21 protein-coding genes are annotated in these 18,730 nt (G+C 47.7%); 13 read left to right on the top strand and 8 right to left on the bottom strand.

Annotated elements, in window-relative coordinates:
• Positions 1 to 101: 101 nt before the first annotated feature.
• The 5 genes from pdhA to C7R94_RS10455 all read left to right on the top strand — a co-directional run bounded on the left by pdhA (position 102) and on the right by C7R94_RS10455 (position 5,361).
• Positions 102 to 1,187, top strand: a complete 1,086-nt coding sequence (pdhA, locus tag C7R94_RS10475; RefSeq protein WP_106780743.1) for a pyruvate dehydrogenase (acetyl-transferring) E1 component subunit alpha — start codon at positions 102 to 104, stop codon at positions 1,185 to 1,187.
• Between the two features lie 3 nt (positions 1,188 to 1,190).
• Entirely contained in the window at positions 1,191 to 2,171 is a 981-nt protein-coding gene (locus tag C7R94_RS10470) for an alpha-ketoacid dehydrogenase subunit beta (RefSeq protein WP_047067643.1), read from the top strand.
• Between the two features lie 101 nt (positions 2,172 to 2,272).
• Positions 2,273 to 3,661, top strand: coding sequence for a dihydrolipoamide acetyltransferase family protein (locus C7R94_RS10465; RefSeq protein ID WP_106780740.1), 1,389 nt, complete (start codon positions 2,273 to 2,275; stop codon positions 3,659 to 3,661).
• A gap of 6 nt (positions 3,662 to 3,667) precedes the next feature.
• On the top strand, positions 3,668 to 5,077 hold the full coding sequence (gene lpdA / locus C7R94_RS10460; protein ID WP_106780737.1) for a dihydrolipoyl dehydrogenase: 1,410 nt from the start codon (positions 3,668 to 3,670) through the stop codon (positions 5,075 to 5,077).
• 122 nt (positions 5,078 to 5,199) lie between these two features.
• Positions 5,200 to 5,361: an aspartyl-phosphate phosphatase Spo0E family protein gene (locus tag C7R94_RS10455; protein WP_048033329.1), complete on the top strand. Its 162-nt coding sequence runs from the start codon at positions 5,200 to 5,202 to the stop codon at positions 5,359 to 5,361.
• Here C7R94_RS10455 and C7R94_RS10450 read toward each other — a convergent pair.
• Complete coding sequence (locus C7R94_RS10450; protein ID WP_106780735.1) at positions 5,356 to 6,111, bottom strand: hypothetical protein; 756 nt, start codon at positions 6,109 to 6,111, stop codon at positions 5,356 to 5,358. The two genes, C7R94_RS10455 and C7R94_RS10450, sit on opposite strands and share 6 nt — an antisense overlap.
• A 129-nt stretch (positions 6,112 to 6,240) precedes the next feature.
• Positions 6,241 to 6,390 (bottom strand): small acid-soluble spore protein P, encoded by a 150-nt coding sequence (locus C7R94_RS10445; RefSeq protein ID WP_047067635.1) that lies wholly within the window; start codon positions 6,388 to 6,390, stop codon positions 6,241 to 6,243.
• Between the two features lie 393 nt (positions 6,391 to 6,783).
• On the opposite strand from C7R94_RS10445, the gene C7R94_RS10440 reads away from it, so the two are divergent.
• Both C7R94_RS10440 and C7R94_RS10435 read left to right on the top strand, forming a co-directional pair.
• A complete protein-coding gene (locus C7R94_RS10440) occupies positions 6,784 to 7,641 on the top strand; it encodes a HEPN domain-containing protein (RefSeq protein ID WP_106780732.1) in 858 nt (285 codons plus the stop codon).
• A gap of 38 nt (positions 7,642 to 7,679) precedes the next feature.
• Positions 7,680 to 9,251, top strand: a complete 1,572-nt coding sequence (locus C7R94_RS10435) for an ABC-F family ATP-binding cassette domain-containing protein (protein WP_106780730.1) — start codon at positions 7,680 to 7,682, stop codon at positions 9,249 to 9,251.
• A gap of 44 nt (positions 9,252 to 9,295) precedes the next feature.
• Here C7R94_RS10435 and C7R94_RS10430 read toward each other — a convergent pair whose 3' ends face one another.
• Together C7R94_RS10430 and C7R94_RS10425 are read right to left on the bottom strand one after the other, a co-directional pair.
• On the bottom strand, positions 9,296 to 9,811 hold the full coding sequence (locus C7R94_RS10430; RefSeq protein ID WP_106780728.1) for a DUF6886 family protein: 516 nt from the start codon (positions 9,809 to 9,811) through the stop codon (positions 9,296 to 9,298).
• A gap of 38 nt (positions 9,812 to 9,849) precedes the next feature.
• Positions 9,850 to 10,920, bottom strand: a complete 1,071-nt coding sequence (locus tag C7R94_RS10425) for a phosphodiester glycosidase family protein (protein WP_106780726.1) — start codon at positions 10,918 to 10,920, stop codon at positions 9,850 to 9,852.
• Positions 10,921 to 11,055: 135 nt separating this feature from the next.
• On the opposite strand from C7R94_RS10425, the gene C7R94_RS30250 reads away from it, so the two are divergent.
• The 3 genes from C7R94_RS30250 to C7R94_RS30245 all read left to right on the top strand — a co-directional run bounded on the left by C7R94_RS30250 (position 11,056) and on the right by C7R94_RS30245 (position 12,788).
• A complete protein-coding gene (locus C7R94_RS30250; RefSeq protein ID WP_162837736.1) occupies positions 11,056 to 11,199 on the top strand; it encodes a hypothetical protein in 144 nt (47 codons plus the stop codon).
• Between the two features lie 152 nt (positions 11,200 to 11,351).
• Positions 11,352 to 12,596, top strand: coding sequence for a DEAD/DEAH box helicase (locus C7R94_RS10420; protein WP_047067626.1), 1,245 nt, complete (start codon positions 11,352 to 11,354; stop codon positions 12,594 to 12,596).
• 36 nt (positions 12,597 to 12,632) lie between these two features.
• The gene (locus C7R94_RS30245; RefSeq protein WP_199197930.1) at positions 12,633 to 12,788 is read left to right on the top strand and encodes a hypothetical protein; all 156 of its coding nucleotides are present in this window, start codon (positions 12,633 to 12,635) and stop codon (positions 12,786 to 12,788) included.
• Between the two features lie 33 nt (positions 12,789 to 12,821).
• Here the strand turns inward: C7R94_RS30245 and C7R94_RS10415 are convergent, their stop codons facing one another.
• Positions 12,822 to 13,664: a serine/threonine protein kinase gene (locus C7R94_RS10415; RefSeq protein ID WP_106780723.1), complete on the bottom strand. Its 843-nt coding sequence runs from the start codon at positions 13,662 to 13,664 to the stop codon at positions 12,822 to 12,824.
• Positions 13,665 to 13,774: 110 nt separating this feature from the next.
• On the opposite strand from C7R94_RS10415, the gene C7R94_RS10410 reads away from it, so the two are divergent.
• From C7R94_RS10410 to C7R94_RS10400, 3 genes are all read left to right on the top strand, one after another.
• On the top strand, positions 13,775 to 14,890 hold the full coding sequence (locus tag C7R94_RS10410) for a DUF3900 domain-containing protein (protein ID WP_047067622.1): 1,116 nt from the start codon (positions 13,775 to 13,777) through the stop codon (positions 14,888 to 14,890).
• A gap of 18 nt (positions 14,891 to 14,908) precedes the next feature.
• Positions 14,909 to 15,502 (top strand): DUF1444 family protein, encoded by a 594-nt coding sequence (locus C7R94_RS10405; RefSeq protein ID WP_106780721.1) that lies wholly within the window; start codon positions 14,909 to 14,911, stop codon positions 15,500 to 15,502.
• A 64-nt stretch (positions 15,503 to 15,566) separates the two neighbouring features.
• Positions 15,567 to 16,496, top strand: a complete 930-nt coding sequence (locus C7R94_RS10400; RefSeq protein WP_106780719.1) for a hypothetical protein — start codon at positions 15,567 to 15,569, stop codon at positions 16,494 to 16,496.
• Here the strand turns inward: C7R94_RS10400 and C7R94_RS10395 are convergent.
• The 3 genes from C7R94_RS10395 to C7R94_RS30240 form a co-directional block, all read right to left on the bottom strand.
• Positions 16,463 to 17,407 (bottom strand): hypothetical protein, encoded by a 945-nt coding sequence (locus tag C7R94_RS10395; protein WP_106780716.1) that lies wholly within the window; start codon positions 17,405 to 17,407, stop codon positions 16,463 to 16,465. The genes C7R94_RS10400 and C7R94_RS10395 overlap by 34 nt on opposite strands.
• A 21-nt stretch (positions 17,408 to 17,428) precedes the next feature.
• Positions 17,429 to 18,484, bottom strand: coding sequence for a DUF2515 family protein (locus C7R94_RS10390; RefSeq protein ID WP_106780714.1), 1,056 nt, complete (start codon positions 18,482 to 18,484; stop codon positions 17,429 to 17,431).
• A 68-nt stretch (positions 18,485 to 18,552) separates the two neighbouring features.
• On the bottom strand, positions 18,553 to 18,693 hold the full coding sequence (locus C7R94_RS30240; protein WP_007718846.1) for a hypothetical protein: 141 nt from the start codon (positions 18,691 to 18,693) through the stop codon (positions 18,553 to 18,555).
• Positions 18,694 to 18,730 lie beyond the last annotated feature (37 nt).

The following is an 18,730-nucleotide window of genomic DNA, read 5'->3' as shown; positions in this document are numbered from 1 at the left end:
CCGCGAATTGCTTTTTCGCTTATCGAGCAGATGCTCAGATTAGGCGACAAAGAGCAACGCGGGAAAAGGAAGTCCCTTATTCTAGTGACGAGGTGAATGTGATGAGCGTATCCACTGCTGTTGAACAAACAGAGAACAACGCCCCGCTGCAAATTCTTGCCCCGGATGGTACGGTTGTTCGTCCTGACTTGATGCCTAAGCTCTCCGATGATGAATTGCGTGAACTGATGCGTAAAATGGTATTTACCCGTGTATGGGACCAACGCGCAATCAGCTTGAACCGCCAAGGTCGTCTTGGTTTCTATGCACCAGTCGCTGGTCAAGAAGCAAGCATGATCGGTTCCGAGGCTGCTCTTTCCAAAGAAGACTTTATCCTGCCTAGCTACCGTGATATTCCACAAATGGTATGGCACGGTTACCCAATGCACAAAGCATTCCTGTACTCCCGCGGACATATCGAGGGCGGCAGAATTCCTGAAGGTGTAAATGTATTGATGCCACAAATCATCATCGCGGCTCAATGTACACAAGCAACAGGTATTGCAATGGGTTACAAGCTGCGCGGTGAAAAGAAAGTGGCGATCAACTACTTTGGTGATGGTGCGACCTCCCAAGGTGACTTCTACGAGGGTATGAACTTTGCAGGTGTATACAAGCTGCCTGTTATCTTCTTCTCCCAAAACAACGGTTATGCGATCTCTCTGCCGTTCGAAAAACAAACGGCTTCTGAAAATATCGCAGTCAAAGCAGTTGCGGCTGGTATTGCTAGCGAACGCGTTGACGGTATGGACATTCTCGCCGTTTACTACGCAGTTCAACAAGCAAAAGAGCGCGGCGTGAATGGCGAAGGTGCGACTCTGATCGAAGCAATGACGTACCGTTATGGTCCTCACACTATGGCTGGTGACGACCCAACTCGTTACCGTACAGGTGAAGAGCAAAGCGAGTGGGAACTGCGCGATCCACTGATCCGCTTCCGCAAGTTCCTCGAAGCAAAAGGTCTCTGGAGTGAAAAAGACGAAGAAGCTGTCATCGAAGAAGCGAAAGCTGCTGTTGCGGACGCAATCAAAAAAGCGGACGAAACACCTAAGATGAAAGTTAGCGAACTGATCGATGTAATGTTTGAGACACTGCCGCCTGCACTCGAAGAGCAAAAGGCAGAATTCCTGGCGAAGGAGTCGAAATAAGCCATGGCACAAATGACAATGGTTCAAGCCATTACGGATGCAATGCGCGTAGAGTTGAAGCGCGATGAAACCGTTCTTGTCTTCGGTGAAGACGTAGGTAACAACGGCGGGGTGTTCCGTGCAACAGAAGGTCTGCAAGCTGAGTTCGGCGAGCAACGCGTTTTCGATACGCCGCTCGCTGAGTCCGGAATCGGCGGTTTGGCTGTTGGTCTTTCCGTAAACGGCTTCCGTCCAGTAGCAGAAATTCAGTTCTTTGGTTTCGTATTTGAAACGTTCGATGCAATTGCATCTCAAGCTACTCGTATGCGTTACCGTTCCGGCGGTCGCTTCACGAGCCCAGTTACATTCCGCTCCCCATTTGGTGGCGGTGTGAAAACGCCTGAGCTGCATGCTGACTCTTTGGAAGGCTTGATGATGCAAACTCCGGGACTGAAAGTGGTTATCCCTTCCAACCCTTATGATGCAAAAGGACTGTTGATCTCCGCGATTCGCGACAACGATCCAGTTGTATTCCTCGAGCACATGAAGCTGTACCGTTCCTTCCGTCAAGAAGTTCCTGAAGGCGAGTACACCATTCCACTCGGCAAAGCAAACGTAGTAAAAGAAGGAAGCGATGTTACCATCATCACCTATGGTGCGATGGTGCATACCAGCCTGAAAGCAGCAGAAGAAATTGAGAAAGCGCGTGGAGCAAAAGTAGAAGTAATCGACCTGCGCACCATCAGCCCACTCGATATCGATACGATCGTGGATTCTGTGAAGAAAACAAATCGTGCGATTGTGGTTCAAGAAGCACAAAAAACGTCTGGTGTTGCGGCGGAAATCATCACGCAAATCAACGAACGTGCAATCCTGCACCTCGAAGCGCCAGTGCTGCGTATTACAGCACCAGATACCGTTTACCCGTTTGCACAAGCAGAAGATGTGTGGCTGCCTGACGTAAAACGCGTAGTAGATGGTCTGACTCAAGTCCTCGATTTTTAATTGAGAAACGGACATAATGGCGGAAAAGTTGAAAGCTTTCCGCCTTCTTTTGGGAAATATAGGCTTACTACTATGGCGAAGTGTTATAAGGAGGAGATACTGTGAGTCGTTTTACATTTAGACTCCCGGAGCTCGGCGAGGGTATCCATGAAGGCGAAATCGTCAAATGGCACGTACAGCCCGGAGATTCCGTAGAAGAAGACCAAGTCATCATGGAAGTACAAAATGACAAGGCGGTTGTAGAAGTACCGTCGCCTGTTAAAGGGAAAGTTATCGACCTGAAAGTAACCGAGGGTACGGTTTCTGTAGTCGGCGATCCACTGATCGAGTTTGACGTAGAAGGCGAAATTCCGAATTTGCCAGACCATGGTCATGGCGATTCCCACGCTGCTGAGGCGGCACCAGCGCCTCAAGCTGAGGACAAAATGGAGCCAGGCTGCGACATCGGTTCCCAGGTGAGTGCAAATGCGAACCAAACTTTGGAAACGCCAATGGCACAAGCAACGGCTACAGCAGTAGTTGCACCAATTGACCGTAAGCATGTGTTGGCTACACCTTCCGTTCGTAAATACGCTCGCGAAAAAGGCGTTCAATTGGCTAACGTACCTGGTACAGGCAAATTGGGTCGCATCACACGCGAAGACGTAGATCGCTTCGTATCTGGCGGAGCAGCAGCGCCAACTGCACAAGCGGTTGCAGCTCCAGTAGCAACTGAAACTTCTGCAGCAGCTACAGGTGTAGCACAAGCAGCAGCGGCTCCAACCGTTCACCACACACCTCAAGCAGGCGAGCTGGAAGAGCGCGTTCCGCTGAAAGGTATGCGTAAAGCAATCGCAAAAGCAATGGTGAAATCTGCTTACACAGCACCACACGTAACGATCTTCGACGAAGTGGATGTTACAGCGCTTGTCGCAATGCGTAAAGATGCGAAGCCACTTGCTGAAGAGCGTGGTGTGAAGCTGACTTACCTGCCTATGATCGTGAAAGCAGTTGTAGCTGGTCTGAAGAAATTCCCAGAACTCAACGCTTCTATCGACGATGAAAAACAAGAAATCATCTTTAAAAAGTACTACAACATCGGTATCGCTACCTCGACAGAGGACGGCTTGCTCGTTCCAGTTGTGAAATCCGCTGACAGCAAATCCATCTTCCAGATCGCAGGCGAAATCGGCGAGCTGGCGAAGAAAGCACGCGACCGCAAAGCGACTGCTGACGAGCTGAAAGGTTCTACTTTCAGCATCACAAACATCGGTTCTGCGGGCGGTATGTTCTTCACGCCTATCATTAACTATCCAGAAGTAGCTATTCTGGGTGTTGGCCGCATTAGCGAAAAGCCGATTGTGAAAAATGGTGAAATCGCGGTAGGTCAAATGTTGCATCTGTCTTTGAGCTTTGATCACCGCTTGGTTGATGGCGAACCTGCACAGCGTTTCGTCAACTACGTGAAGCAGCTCCTCGAAAACCCAACGCTGCTCGTCATGGAGGGATAAGAGACAATGGTAGTAGGTGAATTTACTACAGAGGTTGACGTACTCGTAATCGGTGCTGGTCCAGGTGGATATGTTGCAGCGATTCGTGCCGCTCAACTTGGTAAAACAGTAGCTATCGTGGAAAAAGCTGAGCTGGGCGGCGTGTGCCTGAACGTAGGTTGCATCCCTTCCAAAGCAATGATCCACGCTGCACACACATATGAGCACACACAACATACAGAATCCATGGGTATTACCATGGAAAATGTGAAAGTTGATTTTGCTAAAGTACAAGAGTGGAAAAGCGGCATCGTGAAGCAACTGACTGGTGGCGTAGGCTCCCTCTTCAAAGGCCACAAAATCCAGGTAATCCCTGGTGAAGCTCTGTTCGTAAGTGAAAATGAAGTACGCGTATTCCACGGTTATGATGTCAACCGTTATCGCTTCCAGCATTGCATCATTGCAACTGGTTCGCGTCCGATCGAGTTGCCTGCATTCCCGTTTGGCAAACGCGTAATGTCTTCTACTGAAGCGCTGTCCTTGACTGAACTGCCGAAGAGCCTCGTGGTAATCGGCGGCGGATACATCGGTATCGAGCTCGGTACAGTGTTTGCGAAGTTTGGTACAAAAGTAACGATTTTGGAAGGTTCCGATCAAATCTTGCCAGGATTTGAGCCAGACATGCCGCGTTTGGTGGAACGCAAGCTGAAGAAGCTCGACGTTACCATCCATACAAAAGCATTGGCACAAGGAATGGAAGAGACAGAAAACGGCGTGATCGTGACTGCAGAAGTAAAAGGCGAGCAACAAAAAATCGAGGCGGAATACGTACTCGTTACTGTTGGACGTCGTCCGAATACTGATGAGCTCGGTATTCGCGATATCGGCATGAACATGACTGACCGTGGGTTGATCGTTGTTGACAAGCAAGGCCGCACGAGCATTCCTAACGTGTACGCGATCGGGGATATCGTAGCAGGTCCTGCGCTGGCTCACAAAGCTTCCTACGAAGGTAAGGTTGCTGCTGAGGCGATTGCTGGTCATCCAGCAGAAGTAGACTACAAAGCGATTCCAGCGGTTGTATTCTGCGATCCAGAAATCGCAAGCGTTGGAATCAATGAGAAAGAAGCAAAAGAAAAAGGCATTGATTACATTGTAGGTCGTTTCCCATTCGCAGCAAACGGTCGCGCTCTGTCTGTAAATGCAGGCGAAGGCTACGTGAAGCTGATTGCAGAAAAAGAAACGAATCTCGTATTGGGTGCACAAATCGTTGGTCCAGAAGCATCCAACATCATCGCAGAGATCGGATTGGCGATCGAAATGGGCGCAACACTCGAAGACATCGAGCTGACCATTCACGCACATCCAACACTGGGTGAAGTAACAATGGAAGCTGCTGAATTGGCTCTGGGTCGTCCGATCCACGTCATGAAATAGGAAGCGGGAAAAGCCTTGTGCCGGAAATGGGTACAAGGCTTTTTCTTCCACATCTTACCCTTTCCACCAGTTCTTAAATAATGTAAAATAGTGGGAGACAACGTTAGGTGGGGGCCTGCAGCATGGAAACGATGAGTAAGATGATTGATGACTTGCGACTAAAGCTAGAGCGCGCAGCAAAAGATGCAGGTTACAATTTTCTCGACCCTGAAATCGTGAGAATCAGTCAACAATTAGATAAACTAATTGTCGCACATATGCAACATGAAAAACGCCCTTCATGAGGGCGTTTTTGGTTGAGTGGGTCCTTCCGAGATGGAATAAAGCAAATGGGCATTACAGCCTTTTTTCGTAAGTGTGGGTTCTTGAGCATAATAATAGCTCGGATATAGAATGAGATGCTGCGCATCATAGCTAGGACCATTACTCGGACAGGTAAGCCGATGAGTTTCAGTGTCATAGGTAATTACGGGAGAAATGGATTGCAGATAGGCAGTAAGGGATTCGATTCCTTGTAACGAGTAATAAATCCGTTCTGCTTCACGCACAAATTTTGGAGCAATAGCCTCCCAATTCGCCTCAAAAAATAGCTGCCAATAAGATGATACGAACAGGCTGAAACGGCCTTTCACATAATCGGCATCCTCTTCTAAATCGAAGGCAACTTCAGGAGCATCGTGATGCAGTATCCACTCTTCCAAGATCGGTTTTATACTACGCATAAAATGATCGGTGGGGAGTGTTACGAAGTACTCATATTGATCATCGACAGCCATCACGCCTTTTGTATGTAGGGGGTCAAATGAGTCAGGGATCCCATATCGAAAGAGGGGCACAAAATAGCCCCATTCTTTTAAAAGACGGGCAGACTCAAACTGCTCTAACTTTTCTTCGGTCCAATACGCAAATCGCTCGGGAGGTGTTTCTTGGGCGAGTGTATACAAACTGGCAGCCATCTCGTACAGCGGTGAAACACTATAGCTGATCAAATTGGAAAGAGGGCTATGGTTGCCCGGAAGTGGAATGGTGATCATCTTCACTTAACCTCCATCAAGGATACTAAATTTATCATAGTGCATCCTTGTGGGACAATTCAATCTTTTTTGATGTAAAAAAAAGGAAGAGCAAAGACACCCGACTGCAATAGAGCCGGGTGCCATTCATTATCCTTCTCGTGTTCGAATCGCGCGCGAATGATTTTGCTGTTTCACTTTTTTAGAGCCGGACTGGGGTTCGCCAGTCTGTTCCAGCGGTCGAGCTACATTATTGTAAGTTTGATGCGGATTTTCATCAAGAATATGATCCTTTTCCATAAAATCAACTCCTTCTTTACCTAGTTTGGCGTAAACACATGATGACGAATCATAGGAAATGCTGGTATTCTATAATGAGGTTGTTCAAAAAGTCGTCTTTTGATCACGATGTTGTTCTGTAAGAAGCTTACTCGACATCGAAAGTGGCGTTCACCTTCGAAGTCCGGTGCTCATGTAGGTACCCTACACTCCGCTCCTCCTTCATCAGGTTCTCGCCACTTTCTTGGTGCTGAAAAGACGACTTTTGAACTTGTATGGTAAGGAAGCATGTCCACATTTAGAAGGAATTGATATGTTGTCAAAACTACAGAATGGCACGATACTGTTTATAGAACATAATATTTATTATGTAAACAATAAACGAGCTCTGCTGGTCTGGAAGGAGCGAGAACTATGCCGGTCTTAATCGCCCCCGTATTCAATTCAACAACAGCACAGCCCGTTCGGATCGATTTGCCTAATTCGTACACGCTCATATCAGGCGCAAAGAGGCCATATGAGATCGCGTCACGCTTCTTGCGCAATGAGATGGACGAGAACAAGCGAACCTTTGATTTGCGTGTAGATCCCAGCAGTTTATTTTTAGTTGGGGATCACGAAGAGATGAAAGTAACGGATGATCGGGTGTGGATTGAAGAAATCGAAAGTAAGCTGAATCTAGCGTCCACGACAGGGACTTGTTCGATTCCTTACATTATCACAGTCAGTGGAAATATGTATGGCATTACGTATTTGAAGCGATCGCTTGATGGTGATAAGTACACATTTGATGATGGAACGGCGGGCATTTTTACTTCATTAGTCGAACAGAAGCTGCCATCCCTTGCTTTTCGTCGCTATGCGCTTTCGCTGGAGCGGAAAAATTACGAGGATCAGCTGTTGGATTTGTGGATTGCATTGGAATCATTGTTCGTTCCCGATGGCAAAAAAGGCGAGATTACCTATAAATTGCGTGTCCGAATGGCGTACTATTTTGGAGAAACCGCCTTGCAGCGTGAACGGATTGCACAGTTCGTAAAAAAATCGTACAATCATCGCTCAGAGATTGTGCATAGCGGCAAGCTGTTCGATGACAAGCTGGCTACAGAAGTCACTATTCTAAGGGCTATGACACGAGCCGCGATTTTGAACATCGCCGGGGAAAGTGTCAACCTGCAGGATATGCGTGTCCGGCTAGACGAATTGGTATTTACGGGCGAATCTTATGTGGCACGGTACGCCCCTACTTTTTTTGAAAGAATTTTGTTGTAAGCCTCATAGAGGAAACAGATCAGGAGGAAGAATCGAGCATGAGTGTTTTGATTGTAGAGAATTTGTCCCATGGTTTTGGGGACCGTGTTTTGTTTCGCGATGTGTCTTTCCGTTTGCAACCGAATGACCGTGTAGGACTCGTAGGTGCAAATGGTACCGGAAAATCAACGATGATGGGGATTTTGACAGGCCAAAACTTGCCTGATAACGGTCGTGTTGAATGGATGCCCAAAATCGAGTACGGATATTTGGATCAGCATACCAAGCTGCAAGCTGGTAAAACGATTCGTGACGTACTCAAGGACGCCTTCCTGCCGCTTTTGGAGCAAGAGGCTGAACTGATGACGATTGGTGAAAAGATGGCCGAGGCATCTCCAGAGGAACTGGAAGAATTGCTGGAGCGCATGGGCGAAATTCAAGACAAGCTGGAAACAAGCGGCTTTTATTTGATCGATGCAAAAGTAGATGAAATCGCCAACGCTCTGGGTTTGAGTGCAATCGGTTTGGAACGTGACGTTGCCTCCCTCTCTGGTGGTCAGCGTACCAAGGTTCTTTTGGCAAAATTGCTGCTGGAACAACCAACTGTTCTTTTGCTGGATGAGCCGACTAACTACTTGGATGAAGAGCATATCGTGTGGCTGAAAAACTACTTGAAGGAATATCCTTATGCCTTCATGCTGATTTCCCATGATACGACCTTCATGAACGAAGTCGTAAATGTGATTTATCATTTGGAATTTACCAAGCTGAATCGTTACACAGGGAACTACGAATCCTTCCTGGCACAGTCTGAGATGAAACGCAGTCAGCACTTTGACGCATTTGAGAAGCAGCAGGAAGAAATCGCAAAAATGGAAGACTTTATTGCCCGCAATAAAGCACGTGCGTCTACTACTGGTCGCGCGAAGAGCCGTCAAAAGCAGCTCGATAAAATGGATCGCATCGACAAGCCGGAAACAGCTGCGAAACCATCGTTTATTTTTAAAGAATCCCGGGCGAGTAGCCGTTTTGTCATTGAGGCTGAAAACCTGGAGATCGGATATTCCCATCCATTGCTGCCGAAGCTTAGTGTGAAGCTGGAGCGCGGTGAAAAAGTAGCGATTGTCGGCATGAACGGTGTTGGTAAGTCTACTTTGTTGAAAACGTTGCTGGGTGTGATTCCTCCGCTGGGTGGAAAGCTGGAGAAAGGCGATTTCCTCCATCCTGCTTACTTCGAGCAAGAAGTAAAGGCGAAGCCAATTACTGCACTGGATGATGTATGGAATGAATTCCCTTCCATGAATAACCATGAGGTTCGCGGAGCGCTGGCACGTTGTGGCTTGAAAAATGAGCACATCAATCGTAACTTGAATGCTCTGTCCGGGGGCGAGCAAGCAAAAGTTCGTCTCTGTAAATTACTGCAGCGCGAAAGCAACTGGCTGGTATTTGACGAGCCGACGAACCACTTGGATGTCGTCGCCAAGGAAGAGCTTAAACGTTCCTTGAAGGAGTTCAAAGGGACCGTCCTTCTCGTATGCCACGAACCTGAATTTTATGAGGATTGGGTTACACAGACGTGGGATGTTGAGAAATGGAGCTTGGAGCAGGCAAAAACTCCAATTAAATTGTAAAAGCAAAAACAGGCAGCCGCCCATTGAGGGAGACTGCCTGTTTTTTATGTGAGCGACGCATTCCGCATGCGGATCATAGAAAAGTGCAAACTGCTTTGTAGCAATGAATCTCGGAGCGGCAACAGCGAAGGAGTGATTCGCAATTCAACATCTGCTTGGCTAAGGCAGTGTACGAGGTCTCCTAACGGCCTTACGTCTAGTGGCGTAACGGTTTCCTCTGACAAATAGTAGCCTGCACCTTCGTCCCAGCAATAAAAAGATTCTGGAGAGAAGGTATATTCATACAGCGTTGTTTGTGTAAGCGCGGGATACCATTTGCTTTCGATCGCAATAACCATTTTGGCGTTTGTCAAGCCAAGAAAGCGTTCGACGTCTGGCTGCACAGAATCTGCTTTTTTGTAAAAGCAAATCCTCGGGCAATCACGCGGTAAATAATACATCGGCGCTCGTTCTTCATCAATCGCCCATACAACCGGAGCGAGTGTGGCGTGGGAGGGATGTGCCCGAGGCTGAAAAATCGTAATGGCCGGATCTTCACTATAGTGAAACAATTTGTGCAAGAATTTAAAAACCTCCTCTAAATCACCTTAGTCGTTCTTTAAAAAACAGCCCACGCATTTGGCAAATAACGACCTCGATGATACGGAGAAGACGTTTTGGTGATAGCTTCACCATTGTGCAGCATCATGGAGCTGGAACCCCCGTCCATAGCCATTGCCGTAACCACACCACGCTCATCCAATATTTCCGCCATGTCGTTCATGCTTGCGCCGATGGAATGGCCAGGCTGGCGTCCGTCAATGACAGCAAATACGATCGTCCCGTCTTCTTTTTGTCCAATTGCGGTACGCGGTTGAATGCCCCAGCTTTTTGCAGGCTTACCTTCAAACATATTTTTCCCGTTAACAATCAATTGCGGACGGAAGCTGACAGCGTCACGCACACCCATTTTAACGAGTTGTTCAGCCGAGTAGCTGCCCGTAATCAGTTTACCGTCATAGGTAAGCCCTAGTGCAGTTTCTCCGCTTCTCGGATTGTAGCCCTGCAAAATCTTTCCGTCGTGGATGACGACGCCGTAGGCTCGCGCTCCTTTGCCGTAGCCGTCTGGGTCAGCGAATCCGCTCGCATTGACAATTCCGATGGCTCCTGTTTTCTTTACAAACTCATCGAGCAAATCTCCGCGGTCCTTGCGATTCGTGACGACGAGTCGTACTCTGCTCGGGTCGCTAATGTACATGATTTTTCCTTTAAAATAATAACTGCCTTTCGAGACGTCAATTTCCTCGATCTCGATCAGCTCTTTTGGTTTCTCCGGGAGTGTAACAGTTACCAGATTCGTTTTCGCCGGAATCGCAGGTCCTGCCGTGGCTGAGCCTGTATCTTCAGAATTGATAACGGTCGGATGTGTAATTTGCTGCTTTAGTTCTTTTAGTTTTTCATCAGGTAAAAATGTATAAGGAGCCCAGTAATCGTGCTGGGTTGTCAGCAAAGTACCTGCCGCCCACTCACGTAATTCTACTCCGTTTTTCGTTCCAAATAAAAAAATAATTCCCAGTAGCGCTAAGGTTGTGCAGGTCAAGGCAGTACCGAGCATCCACTTCTTAACCCAACGCCATGGTCTTTTACGCTTGGCTCGCTTGCGTGTGCGAGTGCGCGACAACGTCTCCATTCACTATTCACATCCATTTGACAAATTGTACAAGGGTTATCACTCCTATAGGAGAAGACGCATGACCGGGAAAAAGGTTTCAGGAAAATAATATGTGATCACCCTGGTCAAAATAAAGGACAGGGGGTGAAAGGTGTGCGTGACTATGATGAGGCGTTTCAAAAGGAAGTAGAGGAGTACATGGAAAGTCCAAAAGGGACACGTAACCAAACCACCAGCCGGGACCGTCAAGACCAGGGTGAGAAGCAGGAAACCCGTTTCGATTCCAATAACGGGTAGATGGAAGGTCAGGCGAAGTCCAATGCGGATTTCGCCTGTTTTTATCTATCTCTAAATGGACCTTACCTCACGAGGACTGGCTTACCTCTGTATTCTACCTGCAAAGTGTGGTAAGCTTACCCAATGCACGACTTTATGCCAGGAGGGTTTTTGTGAGCACCACGTTTGCAGATTTACAAATTAGCGCACCGCTGTTGACTATATTGCGAGAGCGAAAAATGGAAACACCTACCCCTGTACAGAGTGAAGCCATCCCGTTGATAATGGCTGGTCGAGATGCCTTGATTGAATCACCGACAGGGACAGGCAAGACGTTTGCTTATCTACTGCCGATTTTATCGAAAATCAATATGGAGCAAAAAGATGTACAGGCTATTGTACTCGCGCCGACGCATGAGCTTGTTGTGCAGATTGCGCGGGAAGCTGAAAGCCTTCTGCCAGGCAAGGACACGGCCGTGATGTCCATTATTGGCGGTGTCGATGTGAAACGCCAAATCGAGAGACTGAAAAAGAAGCCTGTATTGATCGTAGCAACACCAGGCAGACTACTGGAGCTGATTGATCAGCGCAAGCTGAAGGTCCACGAAGTGAAGACTGTTGTTGTTGACGAGGCAGACCGTATGCTGGATGCGGGCTTTGGCAAGCCAGTCCAAGAGGTCATGAAAAAAACATTGCGTGATACACAACGACTGTTATTCTCAGCGACTATCGCAGAGGAAGTCGTACATACGGCTGAAATTTTTACCAGAGATGCTGCAGTTATTCGCGCAGCAGCACCAGAAGGCGCTGCGGGAGTAGCTCACATGTATTTGGTCACCGATCCACGCAAAAAGGTGGATACGCTCCGTCGTTTACTGCGCCTCGTCAATGTTCGCTCCTCAATTGTTTTTGTCAATCAAATCGAAAAAGTGGACGAGATTGTATCGAAGCTCAATTACCACCATTTGCCGTGCAGACTCCTGCACCGTGATGCTACGAAAGAAGAGCGTGCCCGCACCTTGCAACAATTTCGGGATGGAGCATTCCCCGTGCTGATTACGACAGACGTATCGGCACGTGGCATTGATATTCCGGGTGTGGAATGTATTGTGCATTACGATCCTGCATCGGATGCAGACACGTACATTCATCGCAGTGGCCGAACTGGGCGAATGGGGCGTGCCGGGCTGGTATTTTCGATCATTACGACACAGGAACGTTTCATCATCCAAAAATTTTCCAAGCAAACAGGCTTGCCGATTGCTGAAAAATTCATGTCGCACGGAGCACTGGAAGATCCGCGTCCTGTACGAAAGCCTGCGCCAGCACAAAAATCAGGCGCTCCAACAAAAAATGCGAGCCCTGCCAAACGGAATCAAAATCGCGCACATAAGAAGGGCAGCTTTGGAACAAAGTAGGACAAGAAGTACACAACTTGTCTGCAGGAGGTTTCCATGCGCAAAGATCGGTTATATGAAGAGGATTTGCTGGTAAATGGCACAGTTGGTGGAGAAGTTCTGACGAAACACGAACGACAAGCGCTGCGCCAGGAAGCAGGGGAACTGAAGGAAAAGATAGAACAGGCGAAACAAGAGCCGATTGCAGAATGAAGGACGAAGAAGAGCAGGGAGAATCCGTGAGGTCTACGGATGCCCTGCTCTTTTTTCTTGGTAGTGGATCAAATAGCGGTCCAACTCTGCTAGCCAATCCTGTACGCTCTCATAAGGGGTGTCCATTTGCAACAAACGCCGAATCATCATGCGAATGGGAGGAGATAAAGAAAGCTCTTCTTCCCAGCTTCTTTCAGGTGCGTCTTGTTCCGGTTCGTATCCGGAATAGAGCAAAAATAGAAAGAAATGTCCCAAAGCGTACAAATCACTGGAAGGAGCAACTTCTCGCTTTAATTGTTTTTCAGACGGGTAGGCTGAAAGAGCATCAGCCGTGTAAGTAGGCCGATCACCAACGAACCGAGCGAGGCCAAAATCAATCAGGTAAGGCTTGTCCTCTTTCCAGATGACGTTTGGGATGCGTACGTCGCGGTGAATGACATTTTGCTCATGGAGGTAGGCCACGAGCTCTCCGATTTGGCGGATCCATTCGGCGCATTTTTGCTCATTAGCCACGATGTTTTGATCAAATAACATGTCTTCGAGTGTCGGGCCTGCTATATAAGTCATGACCATAAACGAGTCTTTCCGATAAGGGAAGGAATCCAGACAGCGAGGGATTTGCGGATGCGAGAGGGACATCAGCACCTTTTTTTCATATGCCTGCATGGCTTCTCCTTTTGGTGTGTGACGCAGGCTTGGTTTCACTTGCTTCAGCACAACCTGATTACCTGTAGGGTTGTGAGTAGCGAGATATGCGATCCCGTAGCTTCCCATCCCTAGTACTTTTGTTATTTCATAGTGGCCTGCCAGGTGACCGGGCCGATATGGTTTATCGCGTATCGTTTCGTTCCACCATGATTTTATACGAGTCCACATTGTCTGATTTTCCCCTCCTCCCTTCATCTTATCATGATTTGAAAAAGCTGACCTTTTTTTCAATAGGTTTGCTATAATCAGTTCGTTACATGCAGACAGGAGCGAAGGGTATGAATTTTACAATTGATTGGTTATCCTTTTATCTAATGGAACAGCCTGAAGAAGAGGATGGCATAAAACAAGTGCGGATGACGCGCTATTTGGGTCATGATGAATATCAGAAAAGCGAGCTGAAAGATTTTCTCGATGGGGAATTCGCCCGGATTGCAAAAAGAAAAGTCGAGATGAATCCGAAGACAGAAGGCACCCCTACAAAACTGGGTCAATTTGTGCTGGAGCCTGGACATCCATTGGACTCGAACCCCAACTATGCCCTCTTGAATCGATTGTTGGCAGCGGAAACGCCAGGGGAGAGCAAGGAGCCTTGTCAGGAGTTGATTCAGTCGTATTTGCGAACCTCTCAGGTGAGAGGCGGGGTCATGATTGTGGTGCGGACGAGGCTTGATCTAATTGATGAGCGCTATGTCTTTATTTTAAAATGCGATTTTGAACAAAAAACAGCGGTCATCACAGATGAGAAGAGCCTCATATCGAATGTACGCATGGCGATCAATGCCAAAAACATGAAATCGCTGATGTACCCGTATATGATCGAATCGGGGATGAATGATCCTTATCACGTGAAAATTCATCAGTTCTCCCACGCGCGGTATTTCGAGGAATTTCTGCGCTTTATCGAGTATCCACAGACGATGACGCAGATCGTTTCTGAAGAAGTCATTTCATTGGCGAGACAGCACATCGAATATACGTATCCCGAAGAGTCGGAAGAGCGGATTCGGGAAGAGGAAGCCATCGAACTCATTGCCGCAAGTCCTAAGCGGGAGCTCGCAGAAAAATGGGAGCATGAGACTGTGATGGAAGCGATGCAAATCATTACAGATCGCCAACCAGAGGTCGAGCTGAAGTTCAAGCTGGATCATATGCAGATCCGCACATTATTGGCCGATTACGGTACCAGCCTGCATATCGCCAAAGTAAACGGGCGATATTTGGTATTATTAGAAGGTGAGCAGCTACAGTTCGAGCGTGGCATGTCCCCCGTTGAGTTTTTAAAGCCAAAGGCATTGACGGACATCGTGAAAGAAATCGAAGAGCGAAGCCAAAACGTAGCGTATACCCCAGTGAGCACGCCAACGGAGGACGACGATAGTCCACCTTGGTAATAAACGAAGAAGGGAGTGATGAAGTTGGATCGACAACTAAAGGTAAACGGTCAAGAACATAACATTTACCCGGTATTGCGTCATGCCTCCATGATCAACAAGTACCCGGAGAGGTGGGTTGTGAAGGAACATACAGCAGATACGTACGTTCTGTATGCGCTAGATCAAGGTGAAGGCTACGCATTGATAGAGAAGCGGATGTTGCAGGAATCAGGCTGGACGACCGAGCAGCTTCATTCATACGCGATGGAAAACTTGCGAAAGCTCCCCTTTTCAGTAAAGTCGCAAGAGGTTGGAGGTCAGCGCATCCATTTTATTAGTCCGACAGACGGCTACGCGGCAAGTCGAATTTTGCTGGATTCATTTCTAGCGGAGATGGATCAGAAAAAGCAAGGAGACGCGCTTGGTGTCGCGATTCCGCATCAGGATGTGCTGATTGTGGCGGATATGGCAGGAGAAGCTGGAGCCCATCTGTTAGCTCGTCTCACGTATGATTTTGCATCCAAAGGGCAAGTCCCGATTTCTGTCTTGCCTTTTTACTGGGAGGAAGGGGAATTGACCCCATTTCTCGTGGTGACGCACGACTCGGGTACGAAAATTGAAAGAAAGTAGAGCAAGCGCGGGGAGAGGCTTCCCGCGTTTTCTATCCCGTGGGAAAATCGGAGGAAACCCTCGAATGAAAAATTTCATGATTGGTCAATATGGAGGTTTTGATCAGGCAAAATACGCACGAGATTTTAAGGAGGGCTTTTACGGAATAGAGGCATGCTTGTTTGATTCGGAGGAGGATATCCAAATCCTCCAGCGTGAATCTCAAGCAAAAGGATTTGCGGTTGGTGTTCATTTTCCGCTGCGTGCGGGCCAATCTGAGCTGCGGGATGCTTTATTCATGGATATTCATGATCAGACAAGAGCCGAGGCATTCGAAAGGATAGAGAGGGAACTGGCGTTTATGGCATTCATTCAGCCAACCTATGTCTTATTCCATTATCCGAAGCCTGTCATTTTGGATGAGCGCGTGGACTGGAATGTATGGCGCTTTCATGATTCTCGAGACTATGTATGGGAGCGTGTCTACACAGAAGCAGAGTTTCAATATCGGAGTGAGCAGATGTTTGCCTGGTTGGCTGAGAAAGGCAAGGAGTTTCACTTCACGCCAGTCCTTGAATTCGATGCACTCAATCGATATGTCTATGAGTCAGAATTTTTAGAGTGCTTGCTGCAAAAATATCCAACGATCAAGCTCTGTCTCGATACCGGTCGATTATTCCTGCAAGAAAAAATCGACCCATTTTTCAATGCGCGTCACGTCATCCAAACGTATACGAAATATGCGTGGAGCATTCATTTGAAGAGTATGAAGGTAACCGCTGATAAGGTTAATTTCATTCATTTTCCCGTTCTTCCCGAATGTAAACCGGAAGAAGGGTGGGCTCCGATTGAAGACTACCTGACGATCATCCGAAAGGAGAACCCACACGTAAAGATCATGTTCGAGCATCGTTCCGACCTGGTAACAGACGAACAACTTGAGCGTTGCTATCATTGGGTGGAGCAACTCTTATCTGAACGTCATGAATCCAAGTTCAGTAATAATTCAATATAGCGTCCGGCATCTTGAATGAGCCAGTACGGGTACCTGGGACCGTGTATGTACAAGTCTGTGGCGGTCACGAGCATGGTCTTCACCCGTGTTTTATCACCCATCAACTGCGCGCATACCCCCATCGTCATCCAAGGATATAAATCACCAGTCTGAAACGTATCAAAATGCGGGAATGTGTCTGTGATCCTTTGGTAGAGCAGCGAGGCCGTGTTGGCATCTGTCATGCTGTAGACAATGGGAAACGCTTGGGAAGTCACGTCCGGGTACCATTTTCGCCAGCCGGGGTACGTACGATCATACATGGCGTACGACTTGCGAATTCGACTGTACATTCCACTGATGCCGAGCTCACAGGCTTTCGCACGTGAAGCCGCTTCCTCAGCAGCCTCCACATCACCGATCAACGAAAATAAATAGGAAGCATCTGCCAGCCCCTTGGCCACCTCGCAATTGTCCATCAAATATTTAACCCGATACGAATGCTTTGCCCAAGTCAAACCCTCCTTCTGTTGAAGGCGGGCAACTGCTCGGAGAAGGGACAAAAGAGTAGCGTGGTTGGCATGCAGCCACTCTATATGCCCTGTCGCTCGTATCCATTCCGCAAGCAGGCTGAAATAAGTGGTGTGGTAGCTATCTTCGCTGTCATTTGTGCCGGTATCGATTTCTTTGCCCTGTTCAAGACGAAAATCATTGATGTAGCCGTCCGCATTCAGGTTTTGCAAATACCAATCGAGATGACCGCGAACAGCCTCTACCTCCTTCATGCGGACGAGGGAAATAATTCCGAGGTTAGTAAAGTACGGATTGATTTGATCACGTTGGGGGCCGAGGCGAAAGGTACCGCTCGGCAATTGGCAGGATAGCAAAAAACGTGTTTGATTCAACGTCATTTCTTGCATCCATTTTTCCATGAGATTGGCCTCCTCTCCAAGCTACGTGATTGCTGAGACGAGTTTGACTCCGTATTCGATCCATTGCAGTGAACGCACATAAGAATTACTGTCGATGGAAGGCAGTGAAGCAGGCTCTTTTACGACCTTGTGCCATTTTTCATCTCGAAACCAATCTACCCCATCTGCCGGATCATGTCCATAATCAGCCCATGCATCTTGAAGACGTGGGCTGTATATCTTCGGACTTCCTTCTAGCAACTCGTGTCCATCCAATCGCAGCTGGTATTCATCGTCTGTGGTAGAAGGAGCATGGTGAGGTGTGAACAAATGCGGCCAATAATCCGCTCGTGAGCCCGTGTGAGGAATACGAGAGCAGTAGGACAGTATTTTCTCGAAGCGAAGACGATCCCCAAACAATTGCTGATACAACGTCTTTCCGACCTGAATGCGGTTTTTGACGTCGGGAAAATGATGGACATTCAACCCGATCAAGCTAAGTCGGCGGTCAGTAGCGTGCGCTTTATAAGGAATGAGTACTTGATTCATCGAGAGAGCAGATTGGGCGACGAAGGCAAACGAAGCAAAAATACGATTCAGTGTAAACGGCTTCTGTACAACACGTTGTTCGATATATTGCTGTTCATTGACGATGAGTGCATGTGTAATGTTCGCACTGTCTTTGGATGCGAGGAACTCTTTCCAATACGATTGCATAAAAACTGAAACACCAAGTGGTACCAAAAGCTTTGTTAAATCTGTACCCGTTCGTTTCATCTCCGCATACAGAAGTAATTGCGGATAGGCATCGTGAAAAATCAGCCAGTTACATCTTTCCAAAAACCAAAAAAACGGCTCGATTGCTTGTGCGTCCATAATAAGCGGTAGCCATTCTCCTTTTAAATCGGTCATGTTCCACCCGCCGTTTCGTGAGACCAGATGGGCCAATAATGCCCAGTGAACCTCTTGGTGCTCGAGATAAAAGGCGAGGTATGCTTGTGTGCGGGTGACATTGTTGCGATTGGCTTTGGCTGTTGCTTGTCTGATTTGAGCAACCAGATGCTGCTCGGCCATTTTCATTGTTGTCGTATCTGTCATGGGTATGGGAAGCTCCTTGTTGTTTTCACATGGAAAAAAGCAGGTCCATTGGGCGACCCGCTTTTTGCTTAACCAATCATTTCTAGTACGAGAAGCCGAACGAGTAGTTTTTCCTTGGCTTCCTCCCACGTGTTCGCAAAAATGACAACGTGCTCCGATTGGAACTCCGTTTCAGCGACAAAAATCCCATCTTGTTCGTAGATGTTCATAGATGATCGTCCTTTCTGCTGCCTTTCAAGCATTGTA

The organism is Brevibacillus sp. NRRL NRS-603 (assembly GCF_003013445.1).
Lineage (GTDB): Bacteria > Bacillota > Bacilli > Brevibacillales > Brevibacillaceae > Brevibacillus > Brevibacillus formosus.
The sequence above is the reverse complement of the archived record's forward strand: the minus strand, read 5'-3'. Positions and strand labels throughout refer to the sequence as shown.